Genomic DNA, 16,537 nt, shown 5'->3' on the forward strand with positions numbered 1-16,537 from the left:
ATCGACGGTCGTCGGCCGCACGATAGGACGGTTCCCCGGCGGGCGAGGGCCCCGGAAGGCCAAAAGGCCCTGTCCCAAGGGGTTTTGGCGGCCCCTAGTAGGGGTTGTCGGGCCGTTCGGCGTCCGCTCATCATGAGCCAGCCCGCCTGGGACCACCGGCACATCGATCATGGAGAGCCGCGATGCCGTTTTCGCCGGAGCGCTTGCCGTCGGCCGATACCCACCCGCCCCAGTCCTTGCACGGAATGGTGGCCCGGCACGCGGCGCGTCGCGGGGACGCACCGGCCCTGCGCTGCGGCCCGGTCGAGTTGCGCTACACCGAGCTGGACGCCCGGGCGAGTCAGCTGGCCCACGTGCTGCGTGCCCGTGGCATCGGCGCCGACGACGTGGTGGCGCTGGCGCTGCCCCGCTCGGCCGAGCTGATCGTCGCGATGCTCGCGGTCGGGAAGGCCGGCGGCGCGTTCCTGCCGGTCGACCTCCATCATCCGGCCGAGCGGATCGCGTTCATGTGCGAGGACAGCGCGCCCCGCGCCCTGCTGACCACCGAGGCGGCCCGTCCCGGGCTGCCCGACACCCCGGGCACGCCCCACTGGGTGCTGTCGGAGCTGCTCGCCGAGGCGGCGACGGCACCCGTGACCGCCCCGGAGCCGGTGGACCACCCGCTGTCGCTGGAGTACGTGATCTACACGTCCGGTTCGACGGGCCGGCCCAAGGGGGTCGCCGTACCGCACCGGGGGGTGCCGCCGTTCGCCGCCGACCTGGCCGAGCGGATGGGCGCGGGCCCCGACTCCGTGGTGTCCCAGCTCGCCTCGCCCAGCTTCGACGCCATGATCATCGAGGTGCTGCTGGCGTTCGGGCCGGGCGGCACGCTCGTCGTCTCGCCCCCCGACCCGCTGGCCGGCGAGGAGCTGGCCGCGTTCCTCGCGGAGCAGGGGATCACCCACGCGTTCACTCCGCCCTCGGTGCTGGCGACCGTCCCGCCCGCCGAACTGCCCGCGCTGCGCGCCCTGATGGTCGGCGGCGAGGCGTGCGGCGCCCGCCTGGTGGAGACCTGGGGCCGCGACCGCCGGATGGTCAACGGCTACGGGCCCACCGAGACGACCATGGCGATCACCCTCTCCGCCCCGCTCGTCCCCGGCCCGGACGCGCCGCCGATCGGCTCCCGGTCCGGCGACACCCGCCTGTACGTCCTCGACGCGGCGCTGCGCCCGACGCCCCCCGGCGAGATCGGCGAGCTGTACAGCGGCGGCGGAGGCGTGACCCGCGGGTACGTGAACCGCGCCGGGCTCACCGCCGAGCGCTACGTCGCCGACCCGTTCGGGCAGCCGGGCAGCCGGATGTACCGCACCGGCGACCTGGTCCGGGAGCTGCCGGACGGTCAGCTCGCCTACTGCGGACGGGCCGACGACCAGGTCAAGATCCGCGGCCTGCGGATCGAGCCGGGCGAGATCGAGGCGGTCCTCGCCGGCCACCCGGCGGTCGAGCAGGCCCGCGTCCTGGTCCACGAGGACCAGCGGGGCGAGAAGCGGCTCGCCGCCTACCTGGTCGCCGCGCGGGCCCCGGAGTCCGACGACGGCAACGCCGAGCGGCACGTCGACGAGTGGCAGCAGATCTACGAGACCTTCTACGACGAGTCCGACCGGGCGGCGTTCGGCGCCGACTTCTCCGGCTGGAACTCCACCTACACCGGTACGGGCATCCCCGTCGAGGAGATGGCCCGCTGGCGCGAGGCGGTCGTCGCCCGCGTCCGCGGCTTCGCGCCCCGCCGCGTCCTGGAGGTCGGCGTCGGATCCGGCCTCATCCTGACGCCGCTGGTCGGCCAGGTCGACGAGTACTGGGGCACCGACTACTCGGCGTCCGCGATCGAGGGGCTGCGCGACCGGCTCGCCGACGAGCCCGGCACCGCCGCGAAGGTCACCCTGCGCGTCCAGGCCGCCGACGTCACCACCGGCCTGCCCCGCGCCCACTTCGACACCATCGTCATCAACTCCGTCGTGCAGTACTTCCCCCACGAGCGGTACCTGCGGGACGTCCTGACCAAGCTGCTCGACCTGCTGCGGCCGGGCGGCCGGCTGCTCGTCGGCGACGTGCGCTGCCTGCCGCTCGTCGACGCCATGTGGACCGGCGTCCGGCTCGGGCAGCTCGGCCACGACCCCGACCCCGAGGTGCTGCGCCGCGAGATCGAGCAGGCGGTGGTCCTGGAGAAGGAACTCCTCGTCCACCCCGGCCTGTTCGGCACCGTCGGCGCCGGCGCGGTCGACGTACGGCTCAAGCGCGGCGCCGACCTCAACGAGCTGACCCGGCACCGCTACGACGTCGTGCTGCACAAGGACGGCACCGCCGCGCAGGACCTGTCGGCGGTCCCGGCACTCCGCTGGGGCCACGACGTCCGGGGCCCCGGGGAACTGGCCGGGCGCCTCGCCGACGGCACCGCGCTGCGGCTCACCGGGGTGCGCAACGCCCGGGTCGCCGGCGAGGTCGCCGCCCTGCGGGCGGCCCGCGCCGGCGCACCGGTGGAGACCACCCGGGCCGTGCTCGAAGGGCCGGACGACGGGGTCGACCCGGAGTCCTGGCACGAGCTCGCCGAGGCGCACGGACGCACCGCCGTCGTCACCTGGTCCGCGGACGGCCCCGACCTCGTCGACGTCCTCTTCCCGGCCGCGGGCCGGCCCGGGGACGCGGACGGGTCCGAGGCGGCCGACGGGTCCGAGGAGACGTACGGCTCCGAGGTGCTGGACGGCGTGTACCTGCACCGCCCCACCACGGAACCCAACAGGTCCACCGAGTCGTCCGAGTTCTCCGAGGTCTCCGAGTCCTCCGACCCCACCCCCTTCACCAACGACCCGATCGCCACCCGCCGCCGCGGCCTCCTCGTCGCGGCCCTGCGCGACTGGGGCAAGGAGCGGCTCCCGTCCTATCTGGTGCCGTCCGCGTTCACGGTGCTCGACGCGCTGCCGCTGACCGCGAGCGGGAAGCTGGACCGGCGGGCGCTGCCCGAACCCGACTTCCGGGGCGGGGTGTCCGGCCGGGCCCCGCGTGACGCGCGCGAGAAGCTGCTGTGCGAGCTCGCGGCCGAACTGCTCGACCGGGCCTGGATCAGCATCGACGACGACTTCTTCGAGCTCGGCGGCCACTCGCTGCTCGCCACCCGTCTGCTCAACCGGATCCGGGCCGCGTTCGGCGTCCGGCTCGGGCTCGACGCGCTGTTCGCCACGCCCACCGTCGCGGGTCTGGCGGCCACCATCGCCGGGACCGCCGGTCTTGAGGCGCCGACCCTGGTCGCGGGCCCGCGCCCGGACCGCGTGCCGCTGTCCTGGGCCCAGCAGCGCCTGTGGTTCGTCAACCGCATGGACCCGCTCGGCTGGACGTACAACCTCCCCGTGGTCCTGCGCCTGACCGGCCAAGTGGACCACGCCGCGCTGATCGCCTCGGTCGAGGACCTGACGGCGCGGCACGAGCCGCTGCGCACCGTCTTCGACGAGCGGGACGGGCAGCCGTACCAGCGGATCCTGCCGCCGGGGCCGGCCGACGCCCTGGTGCGGGTGCTCGACGTGGCCGAGCCCGACCTCGACGCGGCCGTGCGGGACGCCTGCCGGGAGCCGTTCGACATCACGGCGGAGGTCCCGGTGCGGGTGCGGCTGCTGCGCACCGCGCCGGACCGGCACGTGCTGGTCCTGGTGCTGCACCACATCGCCGGCGACGGGTGGTCGATGCAACCCCTGGCGCGGGACCTGGCCACCGCGTACGCGGCCCGGGCCGCCGGGGCGGTCCCGGAGTGGCAGCCGCTGCCGGTGCAGTACGCCGACTACGCGCTGTGGCAGCGCTCCGTGCTGACCTCGGCGTACCAGGAGCAGATGACGGACTTCTGGCGCGACCGGCTGGCCGGTCTCCCGGAGGAGCTGGCGCTGCCCTACGACCGGCCCCGTCCGAGCGGCGCCGACCACGCGGGCGAACTGCTCCCGCTGCGCGTCCCCGCGTCCCTGCACGCCTCGCTCCAGGCACTGGCGCAGCAGAGCCGGACCACGCTCTTCATGGTGCTGCACGCCGCCCTGGCCACGCTCTTCACCCGGCTCGGCGCGGGCACCGACATCCCGATCGGGACGGTGGTCGCCGGCCGCGGCGACGACCAGCTGGACGATCTGGTCGGCTTCTTCGTCAACAACCTGGTGCTGCGCACGGACACCTCGGGCGACCCGACGTTCCGCGAGCTCCTGGAGCGGACGCGGACCGGCGACGTGGCCGCCCTCAGCCACCAGGAGCTGCCCTTCGACCGGCTCGTCGAGACGCTCAACCCGGTGCGCGCGCTCGGCCGCCACCCGCTGTTCCAGACCACGCTGGTCCTGCAGAACAACGCGGACGCCGAGTTCGGCCTGTCGGGCCTGGACGTCGAGGTGGTGCGGTCGACGCCGTCCGCCGCCCAGCTGGACCTGTTCGTGAACCTGACCGACGCGTACGGGCGGGACGGTGCCGCCGAGGGCATCGTCGGCGAGATCGTCTACCGCACCGGGCTGTTCGACGCGGACACGGTGCGGACGCTGGCCGACCGGTTCCTCCGGGTCCTCGGGGCCGTCGCCGCCGCTCCCGACGAGCGCCTCGGGCGGCTCGACGTCCTGGACGGCACCGAGCGCGACACCATCCTGCGCACCTGGAACGACACGGCACGGGCGCTGCCCGCCGCGTCCCTCCCGGGCCTGTTCGCCGAGCGCGCCGCGCTGACCCCCGACGCGGTGGCGGTCACCGGCCCCGTCGTCCTGACCTACGCCGAACTGGACCGGCGCGCCAACCACCTGGCGCACCGGCTGGTGGCGGCCGGGGCGGTCCCGGACCGGCCGGTGGCCCTGCTGCAGCCGCGCTCGGCCGATCTGGTCGTGGCGATGCTCGCGGCGCTGAAGGCCGGCTCCTCGTACCTGCCGCTGCCGCCGACCGCTCCCCCGGGCCGGCTGCGCCGGATGACGGAACAGGCGGGGGCGGCGCTGCTCGTGACGGACCGGCCGGACGGCGTGCCGGACGACCTGGCGGGCCTGAGCGTGCTGGTGCCGGGCGACGGCGAGGCCACGGAGCCGCCCTGCCGGGAGCCGCACCCGGACCAGGCCGCGTACGTGATGTTCACCAGCGGCTCGACCGGCGTCCCCAAGGCCGTCGTCCTGACGCACCGGAACGCGTCCGGGTTCGTCCGCGACCGGCTCTGGCGGGCCGGTGGCACGGTGCTGATGCACTCCGCGACCGGGTTCGACGCGTCGGTGCACGAGATCTGGACCCCGCTGCTGACCGGCGGCACGGTCGTGGTGGCGCCCGAGGGGATCCTCGACGACGCCGGTCTGGCCCGCGCGGTGTCCGCGTCGGGCGTGGACCGGGTGTGGCTCACCTCCGGGCTGTTCGCGGCGCTCGCCGAGGACCCGGAGTGCTTCGCGGGGGTCCGGGAGATCCTGACCGGTGGCGACGTGGTGCCGCCCGCGGCCGTCGCCCGGCTGCTGGAGCGGCACCCCGGCCTGACGGTGCGGGCCCTGTACGGGCCGACCGAGACGACCACCTGCTCCTCCCGGTTCTCCATGTCCGGTGCACAGTCCGTGCCGGGCCGGGTGCCGATCGGCGCGCCGATGGACAACACCCGGCTGTACGTGCTCGACGCGCGGCTCCAGCCGGTGCCGGCCGGGGTGCCGGGCGAGCTCTACATCGCCGGTTCGGGGGTGTCGCGCGGATACGCGGGGCAGCCCGACCTGACGTCGGAGCGGTTCGTCGCCGATCCGTGGGGGCCGCGCGGCGGCCGGATGTACCGCACGGGTGACCTCACCCGGTGGCGGGCCGACGGCACCCTGGACTTCGTCGGGCGGGCCGACGCACAGGTGAAGATCCGCGGCTTCCGGGTCGAGCCGGCCGAGGTGGAGACCGCGCTGACCGCCCTCGCGGAGGTCGGTCAGGCGTTCGTCACCGCCCACGAGGACCGCGGCGGTGAACGCAGGCTCGTCGCCTACCTGGTGCCCGAGGGCGCGGGCCCGGACCTCGCCCGGGTGCGGGAGCCGCTGGCCGCGGCGCTGCCCGACTACATGGTGCCCAGTGCCTTCGTCGTCCTGGACCGGCTGCCGCTCACCGGCAACGGCAAGGTGGACCGGCGGGCGCTGCCGGAGCCCGAGTTCGAGGCCAGCTCCGGCTACACGGCGCCGCGCACCCCGACGGAGGAGATCCTCGTCGAGCTGATGGGCGAGCTGCTCGGCAGGTCCCTGGTCGGCGCGCACGACAACTTCTTCGACCTCGGCGGCCACTCGCTGCTGGCCACCCGTCTGGTCAACCGGATCCGTACCCACCTGGGAGCGGACCTGGGCGTCGCGGACCTGTTCGAGGCCCCGACGGCGGCGGCCCTCGCCGCGCGGATCGGCTCCGGCGGGGCGACGGACCGGACCCCGGCCCTGGTGCCGGCCGTACGGCCCTCCCCGTTGCCGCTGTCCTACGCCCAGGAACGGCTGTGGTTCCTGTCCCGGTGGAACGGGCTCGGCTGGCCGCTGGTGCTGCGCCTGGACGGGGCCCTGGACGTCGAGGGCCTGCGGGCCGCGGTGGGCGATCTGCTGGACCGGCACGAGACGCTGCGGACCCTCTTCCCGGAGGCCGACGGGGCGCCGCGCCAGCGGATCCTGAAGGAGGCCGACCCGGACGAGGTGCTGCGGGTGGCCGCGGTGGACCCGGACGGCCTGGAGCGCGCTCTGGCGGTCGCCGCCGGGCACCGCTTCGACCTGACCACGGACCTGCCGCTGCGGCTGCACCTGTTCCGTACCGGACCCGAGCGGCACACGCTGCTGCTGCTCATGCACCACATCGCGGGCGACGGCTGGTCCCAGGCCCCGCTGGCCCACGACCTCGCCCAGGCGTACGCCGCCCGGGTCCGCGGTGACGGGCCGGTCTGGCGTCCGCTGCCGGTGCAGTACGCCGACTACACCCTGTGGCAGCGGGAGCTGCTCGAAGGGCCGGCCGGGGAACGCCTCTCGGCGTACTGGTCGGAGCGGCTGGCCGGACTGCCGCAGGAGCTGGCCCTGCCCTACGACCGGCCCCGGCCCGACTCCTCGGACCTGCGGGGCGCGCTGCTTCCGGTCACCCTGCCCGCACCGCTGCACGCCGGCCTGCTCGACCTGGCCCGGCGCACGCACACCACGCTGTTCATGGTGCTGCACGCCGCGCTCGCGGCGCTGTACACCCGGCTCGGCGCGGGCACCGACATCCCGATCGGCACGGCCGTGGCGGGGCGCAGCGACGACGGTCTCGACCAGCTGATCGGCTGCTTCGTCAACAGTCTGGTCCTGCGGACCGACACCTCCGGGGACCCCGGCTTCGGTGAACTGCTGGGCCGGGTGCGGGAGCTGGACCTCGCGGCCTACGCCCACCAGGAGCTGCCGTTCGACCGGATCGTCAACGAGCTGAACCCGGCCCGCACGCTGAGCCGGCACCCCCTGTTCCAGACCATGCTGGTCCTGCAGAACAACGCGGAGTCCGCGTTCGCGCTGCCGGGCGTGGCGGTGTCGCCGGCGCCGGCCGGGGAGGCGCTCGACGCGATCCGGGTCGGTCCGGTGGACTTCGACCTGAGCCTGAGCTTCGTCGAGCACCACGGCACCGGCCGGGTGCCCGAGGGCATCACGGGCGATGTGCGCTACCGCACGGACCTGTTCGACCGGGAGACCGTGGCCGCTCTGACGGACCGGCTGATACGGCTGCTGAGCGCGGTCGTGGAGGATCCGGAGCTGCCGATCGGGCGGATCGACCTGCTCTCCGACGCCGAACGGCGGGCCGCGCTCTCCGGCGGGGCCGACACCGCGCGGCCGGTCGTCGACGAGGACCTGGCCGTGCTCTTCGCCCGGAAGGCCGCCGAGACCCCGGACGCGGTCGCCGCGGTCGAGGGCGACCGGTCGGTCAGCTACCGGGACCTGGACCGGCGCGCCAACCATCTGGCGCACGCCCTGGTCGCGGCGGGCTGCGGCCCGGACGATCCGGTGGCGGTGCGTCAGCCGCGCGGCATCGACTACCTGGTGACCGTGCTCGCGGTCGTCAAGGCCGGCGGCGGCTATCTGCCGCTGCCCGGCACGGCGCCGCTGGCCCGGCAGCAGCGGATGGTCGACCACATGCGGGCCCGCCTGCTGGTCACCGACGGGCCCACCGAACTGACCGGGGTCACGGTCGTCAGGCCGTCCCCCGGCGCCGAGGACCACGGCCCGGCGACGACGGCGCACCCGGACCGTATCGCGTACACGATGTTCACCAGCGGTTCCACCGGCACGCCCAAGGCGGTCGGCGTCTCGCACCGCAGCGTCGCCGAGTTCGTCGCCGACCGGGCCTGGGCGGGCCTGCGGCCGGCCGACACGCTGATGCACTCGCCGACGTCCTTCGACCCGTCCACGTACGAGATCTGGCTGGCGCTGCTGACCGGCGGCCGGGTGGTGATCGCGCCCGAGGGCGAGCTGGACACCGAGGTGCTGGCCCGCACCATCGTGGAGGGCGGGGCCACCACCGCGGTCTTCACCTCCGCGCTGTTCAACCTGATGGTGGCCGAGGCCCGGTCGGCGCTGGCCGCGCTGGACCTCGTCTGGATGGCCGGTGACGTGGTGTCGCCCGCCTCGGTGGCGGAGCTGCTGGCCCACGCGCCGGACACCTCGGTCGCGGCCGCCTGGGGCACCACGGAGACCACGGTCATCTCGTCCTGGTACCCGATCGCCACGGCGCCGTCCCGTACGGTGCCGATCGGCCGGGCGATGGACAACACCGGGCTGTACCTGCTCGACGAGCGGCTGCGGCCGGTGCCGCCGGGGGTGCCCGGCGAGGTGTACGTGACGGGGACCGGCCTCGCCCGGGGCTACGCGCACCAGCCGGACGTGACCTCCGCCCGGTTCGTGGCCGACCCGTACGGCCCGGCCGGCGGGCGCATGTACCGCACCGGCGACCTCGCCCGGTACCGGCCCGACGGGGTGCTGGAGTTCGAGGGCCGGGTCGACGCGCAGCTGAAGGTGCGCGGCTTCCGGATCGAGCCGGCCGAGGTCGAGGCGGCCCTGACCGGCCACCCGGACGTGGCCCACGCGACGGTCACCGGGGACGGCGAGCGGCTGGTCGGCTACCTCGTCCCGGCCGACGTGGACGTGGCGGCCGTGCGGGCGCACGTCGCCCGGACCCTGCCCGACTACATGGTGCCGAGCGTGTTCGTCACTTTGGACGGGCTGCCGCTGACCGGCAACGGCAAGGTCGACCGGAAGGCGCTGCCGGCGCCCGACCCGGCCGCGTCCGACACGCCCTATGTGGCGCCCCGGGACGAGCGGGAGGCCGCGCTGTGCGCCATGTTCGCGGAGGTCCTGAAGACCTCGCGGGTCGGCGTGCACGACAACTTCTTCGACCTGGGCGGGCATTCGCTGCTCGCCACCCGGCTGCTCAACCGGGTGCGGACCCGGTTCGACGCGAGCCTGAGCGTGGCCGCGCTGTTCGAGTCCCCGACGGTCGCCGCGCTCGCCGAACACCTGGGGCGGGCTGCGCACCGCAGCCGGCCGAAGCTCCGCCGGCGCACCGGTGGAGAAGCGGCGGATCCCCGATGAGCGACCTCAGACCCGCGCGGCGCCGTCGGTGCCGCGCCCGCCGGGCGGGCCCCACACCGGTCCGGCCCCGTGGAACTTCCCGATGACCGTCGAAATGGAGTGGGAGAGCCCGATGTCAAGCATCAGCACCCCGGAGACCGCAGCCGATCTCGCCGCCGTCGCCACCCTGCTGGAGATGGCCGACCGGTTGGGGATCGTCCCGCTGTTGGAGCGCGGCGACCCGGTCACCGCGGCCGAGCTGGCCGTGGCCGCGGACGTGCCGGAAGAGGGCATGGACGGTTTCCTGGCCACCCTGGTCGCCGCGGCGCTGCTGGTGCCGACCGGCGTCAAGGAGTTCCGGGTCGCGGACGACTTCGCCGACCGGATCCACCAGTCCGGCTACCTCACCTGGTCGCTGCGGGCCAACCAGCCGTACGTGCAGCACCCCGCCGAGTTCCTCCGCGACCCGGCCGCCGCGGCGGCGCAGTACAGCCGCGACGGGCGCGAGGTGGCGGTCAGTTCCCGGTGGATCGGCAGCCAGGGCTTCTACCCGGCCGCCACCGAGGTGATCCTGGGGGCGCGCCCGAAGCGGATCGTCGACCTCGGCGCCGGGGCCGCCGGCCTGCTGATCGACCTGCTCGGGCGGCTGCCGGAGAGCACCGGGGTGGCCCTGGACATGAGCGCGGGCGCGTGCCAGGAGGCGTCCCGCGCGGCGCTGGCCGCGGGGGTCGGCGAGCGGCTCACGGTGGTGGAGCGCCCGATCCAGTCCATCGCCGACGACCCGGGTCCGGTGGCGGGCGCCGACGTCATCCACGCCGGGTTCGTCTTCCACGACATCGTGCAGGAGGGCGACGTCTTCGACCGCGTGCTGCGCCGGTGCCGGGAGGCGCTGCGTCCGGGCGGCATCATGGCGATCACCGACGCCGTGCCGTACGCGTCGGCGGAGCGCGAGCGCCGGTTCAGCGCGCTCTTCACCTACCTGCACGCCGGGTTCATGAACGTGACGCTGCCTCCGGAGGAGGACTGGCTGGCCCGCTTCCGGCAGGCCGGTTTCGAGCGGGCCGAGTGCGTACCGCACCGGTTCCCCGGCGGCCGGCTCTTCATCGCGACCAAGTGAGCCGGTCGGGTACGAGGGTGGGGGCGGCCGTCCGGCGGCCCTGACCCGCACCAGGGGCGCCCTCGGCGTCCGGCCTCCACGGCCGGGCACCGAGGGCGCCTTCACGTGTACGGGTGCGGGAGCCGCCCGCCGCCCGTGGGGGCCCGCGCCTACGCGGGGGTGTCCCCGGTGGGCTCCTTGGGCGCCCAGAACATCATCAGGAACTCGACCGGGACGACGGCCTTCTCCTCGTCGTCGGGGCGGTTGAACTCCTCCATCAGCGCGGTCAGGCGGGACCGGAACTCGACGGCCCGCTCCGGTGTGAGCCGGCGGTCCAGCGCGACGACCATCGGGCCCAGCGGGTCGGTCCGCTCGGCGGCCCCGGGGTCGGGCTCGGGCTGGAAGCGGCCGCTGATGATGTCCCGTACGAGGCGGTCGCGGAAGTCGTTCAGCGTGGCCGCGAACGCGTCGGCGAGTTCGCCCGCGTTGCCCGGCGCGGCCAGCAGGTCCCGGCTCAGCCGCAGGGCGAACTGCGCCACCTGGTACTGGCTCTCCTGGATCCCGGAGACCATCCGGGTCTGCGCCACCTTGATCAGGCCCGCCGCCTCCAGCACCTTGATGTGCCGGTAGAGCCGGGTGGGCGGCTGGTCGAGCAGCCGGGCGATGTCCTTCACCCGGTGCGCGGCGCGTACGTCGCTCATCATCGTGCGCAGGATCGCCAGCCTCAGCGGGTCGGACAGGGCCTTCAGCGTCTCCACGTCGTCCACTTCGCGGACGACCGTCACCGCGTCGGCGTCTTCAGCCATGAACCCATCTCCGTTTCCTCGTAGCGAACCATTCACGACCATGCTACCTTTCACGCATGAGTGAACGCTTACATCAGAGTGATAGCGCGACTCTTCCCACACCGACACCCCTGCGCCGAAACCGGCGCTTCCAAATTCTGTGGATCGGGGCGGCGGCGGCCAACCTCGGCCTGGAAACCGTGGAAGTCGCCTATCCCCTCCTGATCATGTCCCTCACCGGGTCACCCGCGCTGGCCGGCCTGTTCGGCTTCGTCCAGATCGGCACCGCCCTCCTGGTCGGACTGCCGGCCGGCGTGGTCGTCGACCGGTGGGACCGGCGCCGCATCCTGCTGATCTCCGAGGCGGTCCGGGCGCTCACCCTCACGTTCATCGTCCTCGCCCTGCTGGCCGGCCGGGCGGACTTCGGACTCCTGATGCTCGCCGCGGTCGTCCTGGGCACCGGAACGGCCTTCGGCGCACCGGCCCGGATGCTGCTGATCCGCGCCGTGGTGCCGGACCATCAGCTGACGGCGGCGCTCAGCCAGGACGAGGCCCGCAGCGGAGCCGCCGCCCTCGCCGGACCGCCCCTGGGCGGCGCGCTCTACCTGGTCTCCCGCACCTTCCCCTTCGTCGCCGCGATCGCCGGCTTCGTGATCTCCTTCCTCTGCGCCCTGCTCATCCGGGTGCCGAAGTCGGAGCCCGAGGAGCCGGAGGCCGGGGCCACCGCGTCGGCGCCCGACGGGAGGAAGAGCGCGCTCGGCCCGCTGACCACCGCCTTCTCCGGCCTGGTCGAACTGCTCGGCGACCGGCTGCTGCGGTCCGCGCTGCTCCTGATCAGCATCTTCTACTTCAGCATCACCGCCGCGATCCTCATGGTGATGGTGACCCTGCAGAAGCAGGACCACTCCCCCGGCACCATCGGTCTGGCCCTGTCCGGCACGGCCGTCGGCATGCTCGTCGGATCGGCGCTGGTGCCACGGCTCCACCGGGTGCTCGGCCCCGGCGCGCTGCTCCTCTCCGCGTCCACGCTCACCACCGTCGCGGTGGCCCTGCTGGCGCTCCCGCTCGGACCCGCCTGGGTCTTCGCGATGCTGACCCTGGCGGCCCTCGGGCTGCCGGCGCTGAAGATCCTCGTCGACATCATGATCTTCCGGCAGACCCCGGACCACCGGCGCGGCCGGGCCATCGCCGCGACCATCACGCTCATCGGCGCCGGATCGCCGCTCGGCTCCCTGGTCGGCGGTCTGGCCCTGCAGTTCCTCGGCGTCACCGGCGCCATCACGCTCATCGCCGGCGTCCAGGCCCTCATCACCGTGGCCGGGCTCGCGAACCGGCACGTCAGATCCGCTCGCTGGCCCGCATGAGAACCCGCCTCCTCACGAAAGCGACCTCAGCCATGCTCAAGCAGCCCATCTTCATCGTCGGCCACCCCCGGTCCGGCACCAGCCTGGTCCGCAGCCTGATCGAACGCAGCGAGCACGTCTGGAGCATCGGCCGCGAGGGCAAGCCGATCTGGGAACGCGGCGAGCTGCACCCCAGCCGGCGCGGCTGGCACTCCAACGCCCTGGACGCCTCCGACGCGACCCCCGAGGTGGCGGCCCGGCTGAACGCCGACCTGCTCGCCGCCGCGCGCCGGCCCGGCGCCGAGTGGACCGTCGACGACAAGCTGGACTACCTCGACTTCATCAGCGCGCAGGGCCCCCAGCCGTACTACTATGACGTGCCGCTCAAGGCCCTCAAGGAGCGCTTCCCCGGCGAGCTGCCCGAGGGTCCGCCCACCACGCGGGACGGCGGCGAGCTCGACGAGATCACCCCGTTCTGCTTCCCGCCTCGCGGCCCGCGCCCCACGGAGGCCGAACTCGCCGACGGCATACGGCTGGTGGAGAAGAGCATCCAGTCCTGCTTCCGGATCCCCTTCCTCCAGGCCCTCTACCCGGACGCCAAGTACGTCTTCGTCGTCCGCGATCCGCGCACCAGCATCGGCTCCCTGATGGACGCCTGGCTCAACCCCCGGATGTTCTTCTCCTACCCGGTGCCGGAGCCGCTGCGCATCAAGGGCTACTCCGACGTGTTCCCGTGGGGCGAGCAGTGGTGGAACCTGAGCCTGCCGCCCGGCTGGCGGGACTGGGTGGACCTGACCCTGGCCGAGGTCTGCGCCCGCAACTGGGTGGCCCACAACCGGGCCGTCCTGGACGCCGCCGAGGCCCTCGTCCCCACCGGTAACGCCGTGCTCGTGCGCTACGAGGACGTCCAGGCCGACCCGGTGGCCACGATGGAGGCCGTCGCCGGGGCGGTGGACCTGCCCTTCGCCGACGCCTGGGGCCGCCGCGACCTCCCCGTGGTGATGACCCAGACCCGGCCCGACCCCGACAAGTGGCGCCGGCACGAGAACGAGATCCGCCAGGTCCTGCCGCTGGTCCGCGAGCTCGCCGAAGAGGCCGGCTATGACGGCCGCTGACCCGCCCGCCCCTCGCCCGGCGGCGGACCCCCGTCGTACGATCGCGGCCATGAGAGCGATACGGGTCGGCCGGCCCGGCGGCCCCGAGGTGCTGGAGCTCGTCGACCTGCCCCGCCCCTCGCCGGGACCGGGCGAGGCGCTGGTACGGATCGCCGCCGCGGGCGTCAACTACATCGACGTCTACCTCCGTTCCGGTCTCTACCCGCACGAACTGCCCTTCGTCCCGGGGCAGGAGGGCGCCGGCACCGTGGTCGAGCTCGGGCCCGGGGTGCGCGAGGTCGCCGTCGGCGACGAGGTCGCCTGGGCGAACCTGCCGGGCGCGTACGCCGAGTACGCGCCGCTGACCGCCGACCGGCTGGTGCCGGTGCCGGCCGGACTGGCCGCCGAACAGGCCGCCGCCACGCTGCTCCAGGGCATGACCGCGCACTACCTGTGCCACGACACGTATCCGGTCGAGCCCGGCGACACCGTCGTCGTGCACGCCGCGGCGGGCGGCGTCGGCATGCTGCTGACCCAGCTCGTCCGGCTGCGCGGCGGCACGGTGATCGGCACGGCGTCGACCGAGGAGAAGGCGGAGGCGGCGAGGGCGGCGGGCGCGGCCGAGGTCGTCGACTACCGGCCGGGCGCGCTGCTCGCGGCGGTGCGGCGGCACTCCGGAGGTCTCGGCGCCGCCGCGGTCTTCGACGGCATCGGCGGTCCGACCTTCGACGAGAGCCTGGCGGCGCTGCGCCCGCGGGGAGTCCTGGCGGTCTACGGCCAGTCCGGCGGCCCGGTCCCCCCGTTCGACCTGCAGCGCCTCAACGCCGCGGGGTCCGTGTTCGTCACCCGCCCGAACCTGGCCCACCACATCCAGGACCGCGCGGAACTCCTGCGCCGGGGAACGGCCGTACTGCGACTGGTCCGCGACGGGAGCCTCACGGCGCGGATCGGCCGGCGCCTGCCGCTGTCCGACGCGGCGTCCGCCCACGCGGCCCTCGAAGCCCGCGCGACGATCGCCAAGACGGTGCTGACCTGCGCCTGAACCCGGCCCGCCGGGAAACGGGAAGGCGGCCGGCGCACCAGGGCACCGGCCGCCTCCGTCACGGCTACTTGGCGAAGCCGTAGTCCAGCAGCTTCTTCACGTCGGTCGCGCGGTTCGTCTCGTTCGGCGCACCGAGCACCGCGCCGACGACCGTCTTGGTGCCGCGGGTGGCGGCGAAGACGAGGCAGTACTTGGCCTGCGGGCCGGAGCCGGTCTTCACGCCGATCGCGCCGCTGTAGGTGCTCAGCAGCTTGTTCGTGTTGGTCCACGCCATGTTCCGGTAACCACCGGTCCTGGTGGTGACCTTCTGCGTCGTCGACTTCGTCTTGACGACGGTGCGGAAGGTGGCGTCCTTCATCGCGCTGCTCGCCAGCTTCGTCAGGTCGCGCGGGGTCGAGTAGTTCGACCCGTTGCTGATCCCGTCGAACGAGTCGAAGTGCGTGTTCCGCATGCCCAGCTTGCGGGCCTCGTCGTTCATCTTGCCGATGAACGACTTCACCCGGGCCGCCCGGGTGGTGCCGGTGCCGAACTTGTCGGCCAGCGCGTAGGCGGCGTCGCAGCCCGAGGGCAGCATCAGACCGTAAAGGAGCTGGCGGACCGTCACCTTGTCGCCGACGATGAGCCGGGCCGAGGAGGCGTTCTTGGCGACGATGTAGTCGCTGTACGCCTTGTCGATCGTGACCTTGGTGTCGAGGTTCAGGCCGCGCTGGGCCAGCACCACCTTCGCGGTCATGATCTTCGTGGTGGAGCCGGTCGACCTGCGGGTGTCCGCGGCCTTGCCGAACAGCGCCGCACCCGTCCCGTTGTTCATCACGAAGCCGCCGGGGGCGGTGATGGACGGGACGGGCGGCGCCGCGGCCTGAGCCTGGCCGGCGAACAGGCCGCCGGCCAGGACGGCGGAGGTCGTGACCGCGACGGTCACGGCACGGCGCACGCCCAGAGTGGTGGATATCAAAATGTTTCGCCCTTGCTAGGAGTCGTCGTCACACGGGTCCGCGTGGACCTCGCGCACACAAGATGCACGAGTGGCCCACAGGGATGCACGGCCGGGGACGTGACGTAGCTCGCATTTCTCGGGCGGCTCGGCCGCGCGTCGGCGACCGAGGGACCGTCAGGGTCCGGCTCAGCGGCCGGGAACCTCCCGGACGGGGTGCTTGCTGAGGATCGAGACCCGGTTGAAGGCGTTGATGGTGACGGCCACCCAGAGCACCCCGGAGAGCTCGTCGTCGGTGAGGACCTCGCGGGCCTCCGCGTAGGCGCGCTCCTGGGCGAGCGCGTCGGCGGGGTGGGTGGTGGCCTCGGCCAGGGCGAGGGCCGCGCGCTCGCGGGCGGTGAAGAGTTCGGTGTCCCGCCAGGCGGCGAGCACGCCGAGCCGCCGCGTGCTCTCCCCGGCGCGCAGCGCGGCCCGGGTGTGCGCGTCGAGGCAGGAGGCGCAGCCGTTCATCTGGGACACGCGCAGGTTGACCAGTTCGACCAGGATCCGGTCGAGGCCCGCGTCGGCGGCCGTCGCGCGGACCGCCTCCGCGGTGCCCACCAGCGCCCGGTAGGCGGCCGGGCTCTGCTTGTCCAGGAGGATCCGGCCGTTCGCCCGGTGGGCCGCCGCCGTGCTCTGAGGCGTCTCGGTCACCCTGTGCTCCTTCG

At 74.0% G+C, this 16,537-nt stretch carries 8 protein-coding genes; 5 read left to right on the top strand and 3 right to left on the bottom strand.

The genetic code is table 11. The features are described 5' to 3' along the window. Positions 1-245: 245 nt before the first annotated feature. Positions 246-9,557, top strand: coding sequence for an amino acid adenylation domain-containing protein (locus AB0Q96_RS20970; protein ID WP_365327701.1), 9,312 nt, complete (start codon positions 246-248; stop codon positions 9,555-9,557). 112 nt (positions 9,558-9,669) lie between these two features. Then, positions 9,670-10,653, top strand: a complete 984-nt coding sequence (locus AB0Q96_RS20975) for a class I SAM-dependent methyltransferase (RefSeq protein WP_365327518.1) — start codon at positions 9,670-9,672, stop codon at positions 10,651-10,653. Between the two features lie 149 nt (positions 10,654-10,802). Here the strand turns inward: AB0Q96_RS20975 and AB0Q96_RS20980 are convergent, their stop codons facing one another. Continuing rightward, a complete protein-coding gene (locus AB0Q96_RS20980; protein ID WP_365327520.1) occupies positions 10,803-11,438 on the bottom strand; it encodes a helix-turn-helix domain-containing protein in 636 nt (211 codons plus the stop codon). Between the two features lie 56 nt (positions 11,439-11,494). On the opposite strand from AB0Q96_RS20980, the gene AB0Q96_RS20985 reads away from it, so the two are divergent. Genes AB0Q96_RS20985 through AB0Q96_RS20995 form a run of 3 tightly spaced genes read left to right on the top strand, consistent with a single transcriptional unit; the run spans position 11,495 to position 14,896 of the window. Further along, positions 11,495-12,781, top strand: coding sequence for an MFS transporter (locus tag AB0Q96_RS20985; RefSeq protein WP_365327522.1), 1,287 nt, complete (start codon positions 11,495-11,497; stop codon positions 12,779-12,781). Positions 12,782-12,813: 32 nt separating this feature from the next. Further along, on the top strand, positions 12,814-13,875 hold the full coding sequence (locus AB0Q96_RS20990; protein WP_365327524.1) for a sulfotransferase: 1,062 nt from the start codon (positions 12,814-12,816) through the stop codon (positions 13,873-13,875). 49 nt (positions 13,876-13,924) lie between these two features. After that, on the top strand, positions 13,925-14,896 hold the full coding sequence (locus AB0Q96_RS20995) for a quinone oxidoreductase (RefSeq protein WP_365327526.1): 972 nt from the start codon (positions 13,925-13,927) through the stop codon (positions 14,894-14,896). A gap of 64 nt (positions 14,897-14,960) precedes the next feature. Here AB0Q96_RS20995 and AB0Q96_RS21000 read toward each other — a convergent pair whose 3' ends face one another. Then, entirely contained in the window at positions 14,961-15,830 is an 870-nt protein-coding gene (locus AB0Q96_RS21000; protein WP_365327528.1) for a D-alanyl-D-alanine carboxypeptidase, read from the bottom strand. Between the two features lie 189 nt (positions 15,831-16,019). Then, entirely contained in the window at positions 16,020-16,523 is a 504-nt protein-coding gene (locus tag AB0Q96_RS21005) for a carboxymuconolactone decarboxylase family protein (protein ID WP_365327530.1), read from the bottom strand. Positions 16,524-16,537: the final 14 nt, after the last annotated feature.

This window comes from Streptomyces sp. NPDC093111, assembly GCF_040683955.1.
Taxonomy (GTDB): domain Bacteria; phylum Actinomycetota; class Actinomycetes; order Streptomycetales; family Streptomycetaceae; genus Streptomyces.

Excerpts from the sequence above, each read along its gene's own strand:
- AB0Q96_RS20990 (WP_365327524.1), top strand. The coding sequence starts at position 12,814 with ATGCTCAAGCAGCCCATCTTCATCGTCGGCCACCCCCGGTCCGGCACC.
- AB0Q96_RS20985 (WP_365327522.1), top strand. The coding sequence starts at position 11,495 with ATGAGTGAACGCTTACATCAGAGTGATAGCGCGACTCTTCCCACACCG.
- AB0Q96_RS20995 (WP_365327526.1), top strand. The coding sequence starts at position 13,925 with ATGAGAGCGATACGGGTCGGCCGGCCCGGCGGCCCCGAGGTGCTGGAG.
- AB0Q96_RS20970 (WP_365327701.1), top strand. The coding sequence starts at position 246 with ATGGTGGCCCGGCACGCGGCGCGTCGCGGGGACGCACCGGCCCTGCGC.
- AB0Q96_RS20980 (WP_365327520.1), bottom strand. The coding sequence starts at position 11,438 with ATGGCTGAAGACGCCGACGCGGTGACGGTCGTCCGCGAAGTGGACGAC.
- AB0Q96_RS20975 (WP_365327518.1), top strand. The coding sequence starts at position 9,670 with ATGTCAAGCATCAGCACCCCGGAGACCGCAGCCGATCTCGCCGCCGTC.